Origin of the sequence: Streptococcus sanguinis (genome assembly GCF_050234405.1) — a bacterium.
Lineage (GTDB): Bacteria > Bacillota > Bacilli > Lactobacillales > Streptococcaceae > Streptococcus > Streptococcus sanguinis_W.
Genome location: NZ_CP092117.1, coordinates 1124851 through 1141502 on the forward strand (window position 1 = coordinate 1124851; position 16652 = coordinate 1141502).

Sequence of the window (16652 nt, forward strand, 5' to 3'; positions counted from 1 at the left end):
AGTTCAAGACAGCTTTCATACCAGAGACACGTTTTAGAGCTGTGTTGTTTCGAATGGTTCCAAAACTATATGGGGGACTAATGGTTATGCTCCGCAGTTTTAGAGCTGTGTTGTTTCGAATGGTTCCAAAACTTTTTGAAAAAAAGAGATGTAGATTAGTGAGTTTTAGAGCTGTGTTGTTTCGAATGGTTCCAAAACGATACTGTCCTGGATACCATCTGACCCAGTGTTTTAGAGCTGTGTTGTTTCGAATGGTTCCAAAACCAAAAAATCGATTACCATTGCCACCATAATGTTTTAGAGCTGTGTTGTTTCGAATGGTTCCAAAACATTCACTTTTTTTAGTAAGTCCTTGCTGATGTTTTAGAGCTGTGTTGTTTCGAATGGTTCCAAAACCCTTGTAAATAGGTTTCGTATGGTCTGAAAGTTTTAGAGCTGTGTTGTTTCGAATGGTTCCAAAACCCCAACCTCAAAAGCAAACCTGTTGCTTACGTTTTAGAGCTGTGTTGTTTCGAATGGTTCCAAAACCTATATTCATCGAATAAATTACTATCTCTAAGTTTTAGAGCTGTGTTGTTTCGAATGGTTCCAAAACTCTTCTTCTCCTCGTACCAGCCATTTATCCGTTTTAGAGCTGTGTTGTTTCGAATGGTTCCAAAACTAACCATTTTTAAGAAGCCATTCAGTGATGGTTTTAGAGCTGTGTTGTTTCGTTTTTACTTATCATAAAAAGGACTGTTTTATTCAGTCCTCTTATTTTCTATTTCCCTAGGCAGAATTGGCTGAAGAGTTGGGTGATGAGCTCGTCTGGTGCAGCGTCGCCAGTGATTTCGCCAAGGATTTCCCAGGTGCGGGTCATATCGACTTGGAGTAGATCTACCGGCATACCCATTTCCAAGCCTTGGTTGACGGCTTGCAGACTTTCCAGAGCTTTTTCGATCAAGGAAATGTGACGGGCGTTGGACAGGTAGGTAGCGTCTTGCTCGACGATACCAGCATTTTTAAAGAAGAGCTGATTGATGCGTTCTTCAATTTTATTGATATTTTGATTGTGGAGGACAGAAATCTTGATAGCATCTGCTGGCAGCTGATCCAGCTCAATCTTTTCCTCAAGGTCAGTCTTGTTAAGCAAGACGATACGATTGCTATCTTGACTGATTTCGAGCAATTGTTTGTCCTGATCCGTCAGAAGCTCGCTGGCGTTTAAAACTAATAGAACCAAGTCAGCTTCCTGCAGGGCTTTTTTAGAGCGCTCAACTCCAATCTGCTCCACAAGGTCGTCGGTTTCCCGAATGCCTGCGGTATCGATGAGCTTGAGCGGCACGCCCTTGATATTGACATACTCCTCGATCACATCACGAGTCGTTCCCTCGATATCAGTCACAATGGCCTTGTCCTCGCGCAGGAGATTGTTGAGCAGGCTGGACTTGCCAACATTAGGCCGTCCGATGATAGCAGTGGAAATACCTTCGCGTAAAATCTTACCTCGTCGTGCAGTATTGAGGAGATTGCTCAGCAATGCCTCGAACTCTGCTGTTTTTTCTCGCATAAGTTGGGTCGTCATCTCTTCCACGTCGTCGTACTCGGGATAGTCAATATTTACTTCGACTTGAGCCAGTGTGTTGAGGATTTCCCGACGGGTATTGTTAATGAGGTCAGAGAGGGAGCCATCCAGCTGCTTGACAGCATTGTTCATGGCTTTATCGGTCTTGGCGCGGATGATGTCCATAACGGCCTCGGCCTGAGTTAAATCTACGCGCCCATTGAGAAAGGCCCGCTTGGTAAATTCACCAGGCTCAGCCATTCTAGCGCCCTCGCGGATAGCGAGCTGCAGGATTTCATTAGTGACCGCAATTCCGCCGTGGGTATTAATCTCAATGATATCCTCGCGCGTGAAGGTCTTGGGAGAGCGCATAGCACCAAGCATGACCTCGTCTAGAATTTCCTGATTTTGAGGATCGACGATATGGCCGTAGTTGAGTGTGTGACTGGCCACTTTGCTCAGATTTTTCCCTTTGAAGATTTTTTGGGCAATAGCAAAGCTGTCAGTTCCGCTTAGTCTGACGATACCGATGGCCCCTTCGCCAAGAGGCGTAGAAATTGCAGCGATTGTATCAAATTCTCTGGTAATCATACTGTGTTTTTCCTTGTTTTTTAAAATCAATTACCCTAATTGTAACGCAAAAATCAAGGAGGAGCAAGGCTTTCGATTATCAAGCGGAAAGAATGCAATTTAAGTCTGGCAAAGAAAACACTTTCATGTTAGTGAGAATCATGATATAATGAAAGTAGTGTGATTCGAGGAGGTGCTATGGAAAATCTAAAGAAACTGGCAGGGATAAAGGCTGCTGAATTTGTCCAAAGCGGGATGATTGTTGGTCTCGGGACGGGTTCAACTGCTTATTATTTTGTCGAAGAGATTGGTCGGCGTATCCAGGAAGAAGGATTGCAGATTACAGCTGTTACGACTTCCAGTGTCACTAGCAAACAGGCTGAAGAGCTGGGCATTCCGCTCAAGTCTATCGACGATGTGGATCAGGTGGATGTCACTGTTGATGGTGCTGATGAGGTTGATTCAGTTTTTAACGGTATCAAGGGCGGTGGCGGCGCACTTCTCATGGAGAAAGTCGTGGCGGTTCCTACTAAGCACTATATCTGGGTGGTCGATGAGAGCAAGATGGTAGAGAAGCTAGGTGCCTTCAAGCTACCAGTAGAAGTTGTTCAGTACGGTGCTGAGCAGCTCTTTCGTCGCTTTGAACGTGCGGGCTATAACCCAGCCTTTCGTCAGAAGGACGGTCAGCGTTTTGTTACGGACATGCAGAATTTCATTATCGACTTAGATTTAGGTGTGATTGAAAATCCAGTCGAGTTTGCGCAAGAACTAGATCATGTAGTGGGCGTAGTGGAGCATGGACTGTTTAATCAAATGGTAGACAAGGTCATTGTTGCTGGAAAATCGGGTCTTCAAGTTTTAGAGGCCAATAAATAGAAAGAGGTATTTTATGCCAAAATTTAATCGTATTCACTTGGTAGTCATGGACTCAGTTGGTATCGGTGCTGCACCAGATGCTAATAATTTTGTCAATGCAGGGGTACCAGATGGTGCTTCAGATACTCTGGGACATATTTCCAAAACGGTAGGACTGAATGTGCCAAACATGGCTAAGATCGGCCTGGGAAATATCGAGCGTCCTGCTCCTTTGAAGACCGTTCCTCAAGAAGAAAATCCTAGCGGTTACTATACCAAGCTGGAAGAAGTATCTCTTGGAAAAGACACGATGACAGGACACTGGGAAATCATGGGTCTCAATATTACTGAGCCTTTTGATACTTTCTGGAATGGCTTCCCAGAAGAAATCCTGACTCAGATTGAAGAGTTTTCTGGTCGCAAGATCATTCGTGAGGCTAACAAGCCATACTCTGGTACAGCAGTTATTGATGACTTTGGTCCTCGTCAGATGGAAACAGGCGAGCTGATTATCTACACCTCTGCAGACCCAGTATTACAAATCGCGGCACACGAAGAAGTGATTCCTTTGGAAGAGCTCTATCGTATCTGTGAGTTCGCCCGCTCTATTACCATGGAACGGCCTGCGCTTCTGGGACGTATCATCGCTCGTCCTTATGTAGGTGAGCCAGGCAACTTCACTCGTACAGCCAACCGTCACGACTATGCCGTTTCTCCGTTTAATCCAACTGTACTTGATAAGCTCAATGAAGCTGGAATTGATACTTATTCTGTTGGTAAGATTAACGACATCTTCAACGGTGCTGGAATCAACCATGACTTGGGACACAATAAGTCTAACAATCATGGTGTAGATACTTTGGTCAAAGCTCTGAAAGACGAGAATTTCAAAGAAGGTTTTTCATTCACTAACCTAGTAGACTTTGATGCTCTTTATGGTCACCGCCGTGATCCACATGGCTACCGTGATTGTTTGGAAGAGTTTGATGCGCGCATCCCAGAAATCATTGAAAACATGCGTGAAAATGATTTGCTCATGATTACTGCTGACCATGGTAATGACCCGACCTATGCTGGAACCGACCACACTCGTGAATACATTCCGCTTTTGGTCTTCGGAAAATCGCTGAGCGGTCATGGTCATATTCCTGTCGGACACTTTGCGGATATCTCAGCTACCGTTGCTGAAAACTTCAGAGTGGACAAGGCGATGATTGGCGAAAGCTTCTTGGACAAATTGGTATAAGCATTATAAGAGAGTGAGGAAAATGTTTTATGACAAGCTTATCAGAAAAAATCAAAGCAACAGCAGCCTTCTTGAAAGAAAAAGGTATGACAGAACCTGAATTTGGTCTGATTTTGGGATCTGGTTTGGGAGAATTGGCTGAAGAAATCGAAAATGCCGTTAGTCTTGACTATGCGGATATTCCAAACTGGGGCCGCTCAACTGTTGTTGGTCACGCTGGGAAATTAGTTTATGGAGACTTGGCAGGACGGAAAGTCTTGGCACTGCAAGGCCGTTTCCATTTCTATGAAGGAAATCCTTTAGAAATCGTTACTTTCCCAGTGCGTGTGATGAAGGCTCTTGGTGCGACTGGTGTTATTGTTACCAATGCTGCTGGCGGTATTGGCTATGGTCCTGGTACGCTTATGGCAATCACTGACCACATCAATATGACTGGCCAAAATCCTTTGATTGGTGAAAACTTGGATGAATTTGGTCCGCGTTTCCCTGATATGTCTAAATCTTACACTCCAGAATACCGTGCCGTCGCTCATAAAGTTGCTGATAAGCTTGGTATCAAGCTGGATGAGGGTGTCTATATCGGTGTAACTGGACCGACTTATGAAACACCAGCAGAAATCCGCGCTTATAAGACACTTGGAGCGGATGCAGTTGGCATGTCTACTGTTCCTGAAGTGATTGTAGCAGCACATTCTGGTTTGAAAGTCCTTGGAATTTCATGCATTACAAACTTTGCTGCTGGTTTCCAAGAAGAGCTTAATCATGAGGAAGTGGTTGAAGTAACAGAACGTGTCAAGGGTGATTTCAAACGATTACTTAAAGAAACACTTGCTGAATTGTAAAAAAATGTTGAAAGGCGGAGTGTCTGGGTTGGTAATTAAATCCGGAACAGCCTTTCTATCTAGCTGATAAAATCATTAAACTAAAGAAAGGTAGAGTGAGTTGTTCAGATTTGAACACGAGAGGAAAACTATCTTTCAAATAAACACAGAAAGGAAGGGTATCTGAGTTTGAATTGAACTCGGGCTAGTCTTTCTATGAAATATTAAAAATAAGAAAGAAAGGAATTGAACCCACCCTAAAAGCGGTGGGAAAAAGATAGATGGTCTAGCGAGCATCTCTTATTTTCCCTTTGCTTTTGACGGGTTTGGTATCTTAACTATGTCTATTCATATTGCTGCTAAACAAGGCGAGATTGCTGATAAAATTCTTCTTCCAGGTGATCCGCTTCGGGCTAAGTTTATTGCGGAGAATTTCCTGGAAGATGCTGTTTGCTTTAATGAAGTCCGCAATATGTTCGGCTACACTGGTACTTACAAAGGTGAGCGTGTTTCTGTTATGGGGACAGGGATGGGAATGCCATCAATCTCTATCTACGCGCGTGAGCTGATTGTTGATTACGGTGTGAACCAGCTGATCCGTGTCGGAACAGCTGGTTCGCTAAATGCTGATGTCCATGTCCGTGAATTGGTTTTGGCGCAGGCGGCTGCAACTAACTCCAACATTATCCGTAATGACTGGCCACAGTATGATTTTCCGCAGATCGCTAGCTTTGATTTACTAGATAAGGCCTATCATATCGCCAAAGGTCTTGGTATGACAACCCATGTTGGGAATGTCTTGTCGTCTGATGTCTTTTATTCAAACTACTTTGAAAAGAATATCGAGCTTGGTAAGTGGGGGGTTAAGGCAGTTGAAATGGAAGCGGCAGCTCTTTACTATTTGGCTGCTCAACACCATGTGGATGCTCTTGCTATCATGACTATTTCTGATAGCTTGGTCAATCCTGAAGAGGATACGACAGCAGAAGAGCGTCAAAATACCTTTACAGATATGATGAAGGTTGGTTTGGAAACCTTGATTGCAGAAGCATGAAAGTATTTGTCAAAGAAGCTATTCTCTTTGCTATTTCTCGCTATGACTATGCTTATGCGTATAAGGTGGCTGAGCGAGCAGGAAGCAGTGTCCAGTCTGACTTGGTTCTTCTTCTTGAGGCTTTAGCGGAGCGAAGAGAGCTCAACATCCAATCTATGATGAATCTAAAGTTGGAAATCACCGGGGCTAACCTAGCTGATTTTCAGCTTTTTTGCCATAAAAATGAAGCGGATGAGCAGCTGGTCAATTACCTTTATGATCTGGAAGCCAAGCTGAGAAATGAGCAGCTGATTGACTTTATCCGAGCAGTCAGTCCGGCTATTTATCGGATTTTTATGCGGCTGATTCGCATGCAAATACCAGATATTGACAGCTATATTCATAATTCTCGAGGGGCTAGTTACGACCGATGGAAGTTTGAAAAGATGCGACATTCAGATAATCCTGATCTGCAAAATTTTCATGCAGAAAGCACGGTTAATTCTTCTAGTTTGACGGAGCTGATTTTGCAGTTGAATTTGTCTGAATCTGTCAAAGAGTCGGCACAGCAGCTAAGAGAGTTAGAAAAGTCAGTCCGTAATCCACTGGCTCATCTTATCAAGCCTTTTGATGAGGAAGAATTGCACAGGACGACAGGTTTCTCATCTCAGCACTTTATGGAGCTTTTGATTGATTTGGCGCAGGAGACAGGCATTGTCTACCAGAGGAAACCTTTTTACTTCGACCGAGCGAATGCGGTCATAGAAAGTTTCTTATAAGGAGTAGCAGGATGGATAAGATTGCAAGACTGCAAGAATTAATAGACCACAGTCAAAATATCGTCTTTTTCGGTGGAGCGGGTGTTTCGACGGAATCCAATATTCCAGACTTTCGAAGTTCAGATGGGATATACAGCGTTAAGCTAGGAAGGCATTTTACAGCAGAGCAGCTGGTTTCTCACACGATGTTTGAGCGCTATCCGCAGGAGTTTTTTGACTTTTACAAGAAGTATCTGCTTTATCCGGATGCTAAGCCCAATGTGGCTCATGTCTACTTGGCAGACTTGGAGAAGACGAGCAAGCTCAAGGCTGTGGTGACTCAAAATATCGATAGCTTGCATGAAATGGCCGGTTCGAAAAAGGTTCTCAAGCTTCATGGCAGTGCGGATAGAAATTACTGTCTGAATTGTCAGCGATTCTATGATTTGGCCGGTTTTCTAGCTTTGAAGGGTACCGTTCCTCACTGTCTTGACTGTGGTGGCATTGTCAAACCAGATGTGACTCTCTATGAAGAACCGCTAGATATGGAAGTTTTCCAGCAGGCAGCTCAAGCTATCCATCAAGCAGACCTGCTGATAATCGGTGGGACTTCCTTAGTCGTCTATCCCGCAGCCAGCCTCATCCAGTATTTTGCAGGTAAGCATTTGGTTGTCATCAACAAGACCAGCATCCCTCAAGACAGCCAGGCAGATCTAGTCATTGAGGGTAAGATAGGGGAAGTGATGGGGAAGTTGAAACAATAGCGAAAACACCTGAAAAAGCTTTTTCGGGTGTTTTTTTGCAGTTTATTTATCAAACTTCACTTCTTCAATCAGATACTCAATGAAGCGTTCTCCCATTTTGGATAGGCTAGCTTTTTCGTGTTGGATGTAGACCAGCTCAATCGGATCATCAATGTCCAGTGGGATTGACACGATATTATCTCCGTTGAGGTTGCTGTTGAGGATACCGGTTGCAATCGTGTAGCCATCCAGACCGATCAAAAGATTAAAGAGGGTCGCACGGTCGCTGACGACGATTGATTTTTTATGGTGTTCCTGAGAGAGAATTTCCTCAGAAAAGTAGAAGGAGTTGTGAGTTCCTTGGTCGTAGCTGAGGTAGGGGAAGTTTTCTAAATCAGATAATTGGACCAGCTTTTTCTTGGCCAGCGGATTGGACTTGCTGACAAAGATATGGGGCTGAGCTGTAAAGAGATGAGTGGCAATCAGATGATTGTCATCCAGCATCTTGGATAGAACATCGCGGTTGTAGCTATTGAGAAAGAGGACGCCAATTTCGCTGCGGAAGTTTTTTACGTCGTCAATAATTTCCCAAGTCCGAGTTTCTCGCAGAAAGAGCTCGTATTTCTCCATATCGCTTTTTTTTAGCAGGGAGACAAAAGCGTTGACTACAAAGGCATAGTGCTGGGCAGAAACGCTGAAAAGCTCACGGTGGGCGACTGGATTTTTATATCGCTCCTCTAGAAGCTGCGTCTGCTCAACTACCTGCCGAGCATAGGAAAGGAACTCCATGCCGTCCTTAGTCAAGGTAATTCCTTTGGGATTGCGAATGAAAATCTCGATACCCATTTCATTTTCCAAATCCCGCACAGCATTAGACAAACTAGGCTGAGTAATGAAAAGCTGCTTGGCAGCTTCGTTCATACTGCCAGTCTCGACAATTTTGATAATATAGTGTAACTGTTGAATTCTCATAGGACTATTTTATCACAAACTGGGGATTTTTTCCTGATAAATCAATGAAAGCTAGCATTGAATTTATTAAATGGACAGATGGTAAAAGAAATTCTATTGGATATAGTGACATTTTTGAAGTTTATTCTTATCGGAATTATAGAGCGATTTTATCAAGTCTTTTATAATGAAACAGGTTTTGCAATTTCAAGTTATTCGTGATATGATGATTTTTAGACTGTAAAAGGAGTAGTTATGAAGAGAAAAGAAGATTCTTTTGAAGATATTGCTCTTGAGTTAGAGAAGGAGACATCTAAGTCTAAGTTCTTACCATTCGTTCTATTAGCCATTATTGGCTTTTCTATCGTTGGAGCAGTTTTTTTGATGCTTTCTATATCGCAAAAGACTAAATCTAAGCAACCGGTGAGCCAGTCAAGTCAGATTATTTCACCATCAAAAAAATTAGAGGATAAGAAGACTGAAGTAAAAAAATTCGCTGAAAGTCTTACAGTTCCTCCAGAAAAAAGTGATTCCTTTCTTTGGACGGTTGACAAGGCAGTTTCTCTACCCATGGACAAAGCTAAAGGCGGAGCGGCCTTGGAAGATGTTTTAAGAGAATTTGGAAGACCTGTTGAAGCTGGTTCGTGGATTGATTTTTCATCAAATAATGAAATTCAAAAGCATATTCGTCTTTTTTGGAAAGAGAAGGATGGTGCTCTTGGTTATGTTTCTTTAACCTTTGCTGAATTTGATGGTGTCTATAAGCTCATTTCCAAGTACCATTCTAACCTTGCAAGTGATGAAATTAAGGTGGATCAAAATCCTAATAGAAACTTTTTATGGACACAAGAATATATTGATAGTCTTGTTATTGGTGCTAGAGAAGGTACTGACAAAGGTACGGTGTATGATGAGATTGTTTCAAATGTTGGTTTGCCGCTGTATCAGACGATTTTGGGAGAGGACAATCAACTTCAAATGCGAGTTACTTATCATAATCCTCATTCTTTGACAAATCCGGAACAATTGAAGTCTGTCAATCTAGAATTCTATAAGCAAGAAGATGGAACATGGCGTTTGGTTTCTAAACAAAACCAGTAAACTAAAATAAAAAAGACAGAGGAGATAATCTTGAGAAGGAGTAGCAAGAAAAAACATGATGCTAATTCATTTAGAGCCATAAAAAAAGAACTTTATCAACAACAAAAGATAAAAAGAGAAGAACTTAGCATGATGGCCATACAGGAGGAGAAAAAAAGGATTAATTCGGCCTTTATTCTTCTTTGTTTGACCTTGTCATTTGCTTTATTCTTTGGCTTCTATTATTTTTCTCAAAAGATTCCTAGAGCCAATCTTAAGTACAAATATAATAAGACAGTGTCGTCAGTTAGTAAAGAAAGCTCTACTACTCAGCAAGATGAAGCTGAGTTAGAAATGGACAAAAAACAGAAGGAACTGAAAAAGAAAATTGTTGAGGAAGATGAAAAAAAGTTTGTTTTTAATTGGACATTAGACAATTTTGTAGAACTCAAAATAGCCAAAGTCGGGGAGTGGGAAAATAATCCGACTTTGGAAGAGGTTATTACGAAATACGGTAAGGGTTCAAATGTGAGTTTTACCGAAAATGGATTGACACTAACTTATAAGACAAGAATTGTAGATGTTCCGAGATATGGTTCATCAGGACATCCTCAGGAAATCAGTTTGGGTTTTTATGACCCCGATTCCAATGGAAAAAAGTACTATTTAATAACTAAAACGGCAGTTTACTTGGATGACATTCATAACCTACCAGCTATCAAAAATGAGTTTGTTTTTAAGTGGAAGCCAGAAGATATGGATACATTGACAGTAGGTGATAGTCAATATGGAAAAGGTGGAATGACATATCAGGAGATTGTTGCTCGATTTGGACTGCCTTCAGATAGTAATTTTTCTGGAAGCGATACAGATTATAGCCCGTTATCGTTGCGGGTGAATTATTTTAATATTCATCGTCCACCTGCTGAACGAAAATTGGATAGGGTGTCTTTGATTTTCAAGAGGCAGGAGGATGGCAGCTTTCGTCTTGCAGATGCAAAGAGTGAATTTGACAAGGACTGGTAAGGCTGTGATAAGTCGGAGACATGAAAAGTCTAATATTTTTATGTCTTGACAATCCTTATCTCTAACGATATAATGTTTACAATTTAACCTTTAATCAAGTCCAGTGAGGCTGCAAGGTGGGAAAAACGGTATAAGAGGCAAGCAGATTGCCTTGTTTTTTGCGAAACCTTGCTGCGGCGAGGTTTTTCTTTTAGAAAGTGAGGTTGTCATGGTTAGTGACAGTTGTAAAAAGAGATTTGGCAAGATTATGCTGGAGCAGATGGAGCTGTTGGAGCAAGTCGAAATTGCACCTAATATTTTTTCTATGCTCCTAAAGGGCCAAATGGTCAGCCAGATGCAGGCTGGGCAGTTTTTACATATTCGGGTACCAGATGACAGCAAGCTTTTGCGCCGGCCTATCTCAATCGCAGAGATTGACCGAGACAATCTGACTTGTCGCATTATTTATCGGATAGAAGGCGGCGGGACAGCTATTTTTTCTCAACTGCCACTCGGCTCGTTTCTTGATGTTATGGGGCCTCAGGGAAATGGCTTTGATTTAAGTCCTGTGAGGGCAGGTGACCACGCTTTGATTATCGGTGGTGGGATTGGTGTTCCACCTCTGCTTGAGGTTGCTAAAGAATTGCATGCCAAGGGTGCTCAGGTGACGGCTGTATTGGGATTTGCTGATAAAGCTGCTGTCATTTTGGAATCAGAAATGAAAAAATACGCTGATGTCATTGTCACGACGGATAATGGTTCCTATGGTCGCAAGGGCTATGTATCAGCGGTGGTAGATGAGATGACTCAAGACTATGCGGCTGTCTATTCCTGTGGAGCGCCAGCCATGCTCCAGTATGTCGATCGTAAGTTTCAGGACCATCCGCATGCTTATCTCTCCATGGAGTCTCGTATGGCTTGTGGTATGGGCGCTTGCTATGCCTGCGTCGTTCATGTGGCAGGTCAGGACGAGTCAGTCAATAAGCGCGTTTGTGAAGACGGTCCGGTCTTTGAAACGGGCACGATTATTGTCTAGGAGGGGAGAGAATGAGTGATAAACGTTTAAGAGTTTCTTTGCCAGGCTTGGACTTGAAAAATCCAATTATTCCAGCATCAGGCTGCTTTGGCTTTGGACAAGAATATGCCAAATACTATGACTTGGACTTACTGGGTTCTATCATGATAAAGGCTACGACTTTGAACCCCCGCTTTGGCAATCCCACTCCGCGGGTGGCAGAAACGCCAGCTGGTATGCTCAATGCCATTGGCCTTCAAAATCCAGGTGTTGAGGTTGTTCTAGCTGAAAAACTGCCCTGGCTGGAAAAGCATTATCCCGACCTGCCAATCATTGCTAATGTAGCGGGCTTTTCCAATCAAGAATATGCCACAGTGGCTGGGAAAATTTCTCAAGCTCCCAATGTCAAGGCTATCGAGCTCAATATCTCCTGCCCTAATGTTGACCATGGAAATGCTGGCCTTTTGATTGGTCAAGTTCCAGAGTTGGCTTACGGAGCAACCAAAGCAGCAGTAGAGACTTCTGCTGTACCAGTCTATGTCAAATTGACTCCGAGCGTAGCAGACGTCACTCAGGTAGCTAAGGCTGTTGAAGACGCTGGTGCTGATGGTTTTACCATGATTAACACCTTAGTAGGTATGCGATTTGACTTGAAGTCGCGCAAGCCTATTATCGCTAATGGCACAGGTGGTATGTCGGGTCCAGCTGTCTTTCCGGTAGCGCTCAAGCTAATCCGTCAAGTGGCGCAGGCAAGTAAACTTCCCATTATTGGTATGGGTGGAGTTGATTCAGCGGAGGCTGCTCTGGAGATGTTTATAGCGGGCGCTTCAGCTATTGGAGTGGGAACTGCTAATTTCACGGATCCTTATGCCTGCCCGACCATTATTGAAGATCTGCCTAAGGTTATGGATAAATACGGTATTGACAGTCTTGAAAGCTTACGTAAAGAAGTTCGAGAGAATTTGCTTTAAAGTTACATTTTTACTTGACAATACTGCTGTGAAATTATAGAATAAATTAAATATAACCTTTAAAGAAGTCCAGAGAGGCTACTAAGGTACATACGTTTGAATGGCAGATACTGCCACATTTTCGTGTAACCTTGCTCTCGGGCAAGGTTTTTTCTATGTCTCTGAGCCTAACGTGACGGTTGGTTTTGAGATATGGATGCCTAGCAAACTTCTTTGAAGATAATAATTTAAAAGGAGATTTTCCCCTCATGCGTGAAGAACGGCCTATTATCGCCCTCGACTTTCCATCTTTTGATGATGTCAAAGATTTCTTGGAACATTTTCCGGAAGATGAAAAACTCTATGTCAAAATCGGCATGGAATTCTTCTATGCCATCGGTCCAGAAATCGTTCATTATCTGAAAGGTCTTGGACACAGCATTTTCTTGGATCTGAAACTGCACGACATTCCCAATACTGTGCGCTCAGCTATGTCTGTCTTAGGAACATTTGGCATCGACATGGTGACGGTTCATGCAGCAGGCGGTGTGGAGATGATGAGCGAAGCCAAGAAGGTCTTGGGTGATAAGGCTAAGTTGGTTGCGGTGACCCAGCTGACCTCGACCAGTGAGGAAGATATGCGTGATTGCCAAAATATCCAGACTACGGTTCAGGAGTCAGTCGTCAATTACGCTCGGAAGGCCAAAGAAGCTGGTTTGGATGGCGTAGTTTGCTCAGCTCAAGAAGTTGAATTGATTAAGGCGGCAACTGCGGAAGACTTTCTCTGTGTAACGCCGGGTATTCGGCCAGCTGGATCAGAAATCGGCGACCAAAAACGGGTCATGACACCGCAGGAAGCCCATCAAATCGGCAGTGATTATATTGTAGTAGGACGTCCGATTATCCAAGCTAAAAATCCTTGGGATGCTTACCACGAGATTAAGAAGCAGTGGAATAGCTAAGTAAGAACAAGAGATACGATTTAAATCGATATACAAAATTAACAGCATCATAAACATTCAAATTTATAAGGAGCAAAAAATGACTTTAGCAAAAGAGATTGCGCGTGATTTATTGAAAATCAAAGCTGTGTATTTGAAGCCAGAAGAGCCTTTTACGTGGGCATCAGGTATCAAATCACCTATTTATACGGACAACCGTGTGACCTTGGCTTATCCAGAGACTCGGACCTTGATCGAGGATGGTTTCGTTGAAAAGATTCGGGCGGAATTTCCAGATGTAGAAGTCATTGCCGGAACTGCGACAGCGGGCATTCCTCACGGAGCCATTATTGCAGATAAGATGAACCTGCCATTTGCCTATATCCGCAGCAAACCAAAAGATCACGGAGCGGGCAATCAAATCGAAGGTCGCGTAGCGCCTGGGCAGAAGATGGTTGTCATTGAAGACTTAATCTCTACTGGTGGTTCGGTCTTGGATGCGATTGCTGCAGCGAAACGTGAAGGTGCGGATGTGATTGGCGCAGCAGCTATCTTTACCTATGAGCTACCAAAAGCAGAAAAGAACTTTAATGATGCGGGTGTGAAATTAGTAACCCTTTCTAACTACACTGAGCTAATCACTCTGGCTGAAGCAGAAGGTTATGTCAGTCCTGAGGGCTTGGCCTTGCTTGAGAAATTTAAGCATGACCAAGAAAATTGGCATGTTTAGACGAATACAAATAAAATGATCTGACTCTTATTCAGGTCATTTTTCTGTAAAACGTCCTTGTCTTGCCTTTTAAAATGGCTTAAAGTCTCGGTATTTGGTATAATAGAGCTATGTCTAAGATTTATCATCTATCCTTTTCGATATTACAGAAAGTTATGCTAATTACGGCTGTTCACTGGTTTCTGATTGCCATCTGGCATGTTGCAGAGCTGAATAGTATAGCTATAATTGCCTTTGTTGGCTTGGCTTATCTGGCCTATCGCTATCGGCATTTGCTAGAAAAAGCTTATCATTGGTTGATGAAGCATAAATTTCTTATTATGCTAGCTGCCTTTATTTTTCAGCTGATAATGCTCTTTTCAGCTGAGCTTTTGATTAGGCGGGATGCAGCAGTAGTCTTTACAGGGGCTTTCAAAACTCTGAAAGAAAGCTCCATTTCCAGCTATCTGACCCGCAACCCTAACAATGTCTCACTCTTTCTCTACGAGCGTTTTTTCTTTAACGTATTTGGGGAATCTGGTCTATGGGTCATGCAGGCCTTGAATATTGTTTATACTAACGTAACGGCCTTGATTCTCTACAAGAGCTGCCAAAAGTATTTTTCCCAAAAGGCTGCAGATGCTGTCTTTAGTCTTTATGTGCTTTTACTGGGCTTTTCTCCTTATTTCTTTTCAATGTATACCGATATTCCGCCCCTTCCTTTCATCAGTTTGCAGATTTTCCTAGTTCTGGGATTGCTGAAAGGAGAGGAATCAAGCCGACAGCTGGTTTGGCGCAGTATCTTGCTTGGACTGATGACTAGTCTGGCTTTCTTCTTTAGACCAACAGTAATGATTCTGCTGATAGCTGTCTTCGGAGTTCTCTTTTTCAAAAAGAACTGGAAGAAGTTCTTTCTGACACTAGTCGTTTTTGCTTGCAGTTTTGCGATTAGCTATGCCCCGCTGCATTATTTGTCCAAGCATCAAACGGAAGTGCCGATTATAGAGGGAGAGGGATTGGCAAAAGGTCCCCTGCTCTTTATCAATCTAGGTCTGACCTTCAATGGCCACAATCAGGAAGATATGAAAGAAGGGCTCTTGCAGTATATTGAGCCCGATAAGCAGTATGACTATAACAATGGCATGTTTGCCAAGGAATATGTTATTAAGGAAATCAAGCGGCGCTTAAGTGAATATAATCCTTTGACTTTAGCTCATCATCTCTTCCATAAGCAGTCTCTGACTGTAGCAGAAGGAGATTTGGGCTGGCTCTACCGCAGTGTCGAAAATGAAAAGACGCCTTATATATCGCCTTTTTACCAAGATACGAAAGATAATCCTTTAACTCAGTTTATCCGTGACTTCTTCCTGAACACTGACAAGTCAGAATTTGTCTATTTCTCGCTGTCCAAGCAGGTGGTCTGGATTGTCATGGCGGCAGGACTTGTCTTTGCTCTTTGGAAATATTGCTCCAGTGATGAGCTGAATTTTCTAACCTTAGCTGTTTTTGGCGGTCTGCTCTTTTTGCAGATTTTTGAAGGAGGAAAGACCCGTTATCTGATTCAGTTTTTGCCACAGATTTTGATTTTATCCGCCCTAGGATTAGCCCAGTATCCTCAAGTTCTAGGGAAGTTTCGCTTTTGGACTAGAAAGAAGGACTCTTTGAAATGAAAAGACCTGTTCCTATCTATGAACCGCTTTATACCTTGAAGCCCATTGCTGAGAATATCTGGATTGTAGATGGTGATTTGATTGAGATGGATGCGGTGCTGACAAATTTGCCTTTTTCTACCCGCATGACTGTCATCAAGTTAGCAAATGGCCAGCTCTGGTGTCATTCACCAATCCAACCAAATCAAGCCTTGTTTGACCAGTTGGACGCTTTGGGACCAGTTGCGCATCTTGTTTCACCTAATAAGATTCACTATGCCTATATAGCTGACTGGAAGAAGCGTTATCCTGAGGCAATTGCTTGGTCTAGCCCAGGAGTGGAAGAGAGAGCAGTCAAGCAGAAAATACCAGTCTCTTTTGATGAAAAGCTGACAGATGAGGCTCCAGAAGCTTGGGCAGGTCAGATAGATCAGTTGGTTTTCAAGGGAAGTACTTATATTGAGGAAGTTGTCTTTTTTCATAAGGACAGTCAAACCTTGATTTTGACAGATTTGATTGAGAATTTTGAAACAGAGCATTTTCCAAGTCAGATTCGAGGCAAGGCTTATAAATTAGTTCGAGTTGCAGCTCCGGATGGCCAGACACCTATTGACTACCGCATGACCTTTATCGGTCATCAAAAAGAAGCTAAGGAGTGCTTAGAGCAGATGTTAGCATGGAAACCAGAAAAAATCATTCTGGCTCACGGTTCTTGTTTTCTGGAAAATGGCAGAGCAGAACTCAAAAGAGCGCTTAGGTGGATTAAGTAATAGAATTTTTATC

16 protein-coding genes and 1 CRISPR repeat array (1 of these 17 running past the window's edge) are annotated in these 16652 nt (G+C 42.8%); of the genes, 14 read left to right on the forward strand and 2 right to left on the reverse strand.

Annotated features, from left to right (window positions below; genetic code table 11):
• Positions 1-661: a CRISPR direct-repeat array (repeat unit 36 nt; unit sequence GTTTTAGAGCTGTGTTGTTTCGAATGGTTCCAAAAC) (it extends 300 nt beyond the left edge of the window).
• Positions 662-760: 99 nt separating this feature from the next.
• Positions 761-2134, reverse strand: a complete 1374-nt coding sequence (mnmE, locus tag MFP28_RS05685) for a tRNA uridine-5-carboxymethylaminomethyl(34) synthesis GTPase MnmE (RefSeq protein WP_002906470.1) — start codon at positions 2132-2134, stop codon at positions 761-763.
• 177 nt (positions 2135-2311) lie between these two features.
• Here mnmE and rpiA point away from each other — a divergent pair, with 177 nt between their 5' ends.
• From rpiA to MFP28_RS05715, 6 genes are all read left to right on the forward strand, one after another.
• Positions 2312-2989, forward strand: a complete 678-nt coding sequence (gene rpiA, locus MFP28_RS05690) for a ribose-5-phosphate isomerase RpiA (RefSeq protein ID WP_002906472.1) — start codon at positions 2312-2314, stop codon at positions 2987-2989.
• A 13-nt stretch (positions 2990-3002) separates the two neighbouring features.
• A complete protein-coding gene (locus tag MFP28_RS05695) occupies positions 3003-4214 on the forward strand; it encodes a phosphopentomutase (protein WP_002906474.1) in 1212 nt (403 codons plus the stop codon).
• A gap of 29 nt (positions 4215-4243) precedes the next feature.
• Positions 4244-5056, forward strand: coding sequence for a purine-nucleoside phosphorylase (locus MFP28_RS05700; protein ID WP_002906475.1), 813 nt, complete (start codon positions 4244-4246; stop codon positions 5054-5056).
• Positions 5057-5375: 319 nt separating this feature from the next.
• Positions 5376-6089 (forward strand): purine-nucleoside phosphorylase, encoded by a 714-nt coding sequence (gene deoD / locus MFP28_RS05705; RefSeq protein WP_002906476.1) that lies wholly within the window; start codon positions 5376-5378, stop codon positions 6087-6089.
• A complete protein-coding gene (locus tag MFP28_RS05710) occupies positions 6086-6847 on the forward strand; it encodes a hypothetical protein (RefSeq protein ID WP_002906478.1) in 762 nt (253 codons plus the stop codon). Before deoD ends, MFP28_RS05710 begins: the two co-directional genes overlap by 4 nt.
• 11 nt (positions 6848-6858) lie before the next feature.
• Complete coding sequence (locus MFP28_RS05715) at positions 6859-7590, forward strand: NAD-dependent protein deacylase (RefSeq protein WP_002906479.1); 732 nt, start codon at positions 6859-6861, stop codon at positions 7588-7590.
• 42 nt (positions 7591-7632) lie between these two features.
• Here the strand turns inward: MFP28_RS05715 and MFP28_RS05720 are convergent, their stop codons facing one another.
• Entirely contained in the window at positions 7633-8541 is a 909-nt protein-coding gene (locus MFP28_RS05720) for a LysR family transcriptional regulator (RefSeq protein WP_002897493.1), read from the reverse strand.
• Between the two features lie 234 nt (positions 8542-8775).
• On the opposite strand from MFP28_RS05720, the gene MFP28_RS05725 reads away from it, so the two are divergent.
• The 8 genes from MFP28_RS05725 (at position 8776) to MFP28_RS05760 (ending at position 16639) form a co-directional block, all read left to right on the forward strand.
• The gene (locus MFP28_RS05725; protein WP_002906481.1) at positions 8776-9621 is read left to right on the forward strand and encodes a hypothetical protein; all 846 of its coding nucleotides are present in this window, start codon (positions 8776-8778) and stop codon (positions 9619-9621) included.
• A 30-nt stretch (positions 9622-9651) separates the two neighbouring features.
• Positions 9652-10626, forward strand: coding sequence for a hypothetical protein (locus MFP28_RS05730; protein ID WP_002906483.1), 975 nt, complete (start codon positions 9652-9654; stop codon positions 10624-10626).
• A gap of 208 nt (positions 10627-10834) precedes the next feature.
• Positions 10835-11641 carry a dihydroorotate dehydrogenase electron transfer subunit gene (locus MFP28_RS05735; RefSeq protein ID WP_032915907.1) on the forward strand — a complete coding sequence of 269 codons (807 nt, stop codon included), beginning with the start codon at positions 10835-10837 and terminating at the stop codon, positions 11639-11641.
• Between the two features lie 11 nt (positions 11642-11652).
• The gene (locus MFP28_RS05740; protein WP_002906487.1) at positions 11653-12591 is read left to right on the forward strand and encodes a dihydroorotate dehydrogenase; all 939 of its coding nucleotides are present in this window, start codon (positions 11653-11655) and stop codon (positions 12589-12591) included.
• Positions 12592-12839: 248 nt separating this feature from the next.
• On the forward strand, positions 12840-13532 hold the full coding sequence (pyrF, locus tag MFP28_RS05745) for an orotidine-5'-phosphate decarboxylase (RefSeq protein ID WP_002906488.1): 693 nt from the start codon (positions 12840-12842) through the stop codon (positions 13530-13532).
• Positions 13533-13611: 79 nt separating this feature from the next.
• The gene (gene pyrE / locus MFP28_RS05750) at positions 13612-14241 is read left to right on the forward strand and encodes an orotate phosphoribosyltransferase (RefSeq protein WP_002906489.1); all 630 of its coding nucleotides are present in this window, start codon (positions 13612-13614) and stop codon (positions 14239-14241) included.
• 110 nt (positions 14242-14351) lie between these two features.
• The gene (locus tag MFP28_RS05755; RefSeq protein ID WP_002906491.1) at positions 14352-15890 is read left to right on the forward strand and encodes a glycosyltransferase family 39 protein; all 1539 of its coding nucleotides are present in this window, start codon (positions 14352-14354) and stop codon (positions 15888-15890) included.
• Positions 15887-16639, forward strand: a complete 753-nt coding sequence (locus tag MFP28_RS05760; protein ID WP_002906492.1) for a DUF4336 domain-containing protein — start codon at positions 15887-15889, stop codon at positions 16637-16639. Before MFP28_RS05755 ends, MFP28_RS05760 begins: the two co-directional genes overlap by 4 nt.
• Positions 16640-16652: the final 13 nt, after the last annotated feature.

What these genes read in the sequence shown, in the direction of transcription:
- mnmE (WP_002906470.1), bottom strand. Translation starts at nt 2,134, where the DNA reads ATGATTACCAGAGAATTTGATACAATCGCTGCAATTTCTACGCCTCTT.
- rpiA (WP_002906472.1), top strand. Translation starts at nt 2,312, where the DNA reads ATGGAAAATCTAAAGAAACTGGCAGGGATAAAGGCTGCTGAATTTGTC.
- MFP28_RS05695 (WP_002906474.1), top strand. Translation starts at nt 3,003, where the DNA reads ATGCCAAAATTTAATCGTATTCACTTGGTAGTCATGGACTCAGTTGGT.
- MFP28_RS05700 (WP_002906475.1), top strand. Translation starts at nt 4,244, where the DNA reads ATGACAAGCTTATCAGAAAAAATCAAAGCAACAGCAGCCTTCTTGAAA.
- deoD (WP_002906476.1), top strand. Translation starts at nt 5,376, where the DNA reads ATGTCTATTCATATTGCTGCTAAACAAGGCGAGATTGCTGATAAAATT.
- MFP28_RS05710 (WP_002906478.1), top strand. Translation starts at nt 6,086, where the DNA reads ATGAAAGTATTTGTCAAAGAAGCTATTCTCTTTGCTATTTCTCGCTAT.
- MFP28_RS05715 (WP_002906479.1), top strand. Translation starts at nt 6,859, where the DNA reads ATGGATAAGATTGCAAGACTGCAAGAATTAATAGACCACAGTCAAAAT.
- MFP28_RS05720 (WP_002897493.1), bottom strand. Translation starts at nt 8,541, where the DNA reads ATGAGAATTCAACAGTTACACTATATTATCAAAATTGTCGAGACTGGC.
- MFP28_RS05725 (WP_002906481.1), top strand. Translation starts at nt 8,776, where the DNA reads ATGAAGAGAAAAGAAGATTCTTTTGAAGATATTGCTCTTGAGTTAGAG.
- MFP28_RS05735 (WP_032915907.1), top strand. Translation starts at nt 10,835, where the DNA reads ATGGTTAGTGACAGTTGTAAAAAGAGATTTGGCAAGATTATGCTGGAG.
- MFP28_RS05740 (WP_002906487.1), top strand. Translation starts at nt 11,653, where the DNA reads ATGAGTGATAAACGTTTAAGAGTTTCTTTGCCAGGCTTGGACTTGAAA.
- pyrF (WP_002906488.1), top strand. Translation starts at nt 12,840, where the DNA reads ATGCGTGAAGAACGGCCTATTATCGCCCTCGACTTTCCATCTTTTGAT.
- pyrE (WP_002906489.1), top strand. Translation starts at nt 13,612, where the DNA reads ATGACTTTAGCAAAAGAGATTGCGCGTGATTTATTGAAAATCAAAGCT.
- MFP28_RS05755 (WP_002906491.1), top strand. Translation starts at nt 14,352, where the DNA reads ATGTCTAAGATTTATCATCTATCCTTTTCGATATTACAGAAAGTTATG.
- MFP28_RS05760 (WP_002906492.1), top strand. Translation starts at nt 15,887, where the DNA reads ATGAAAAGACCTGTTCCTATCTATGAACCGCTTTATACCTTGAAGCCC.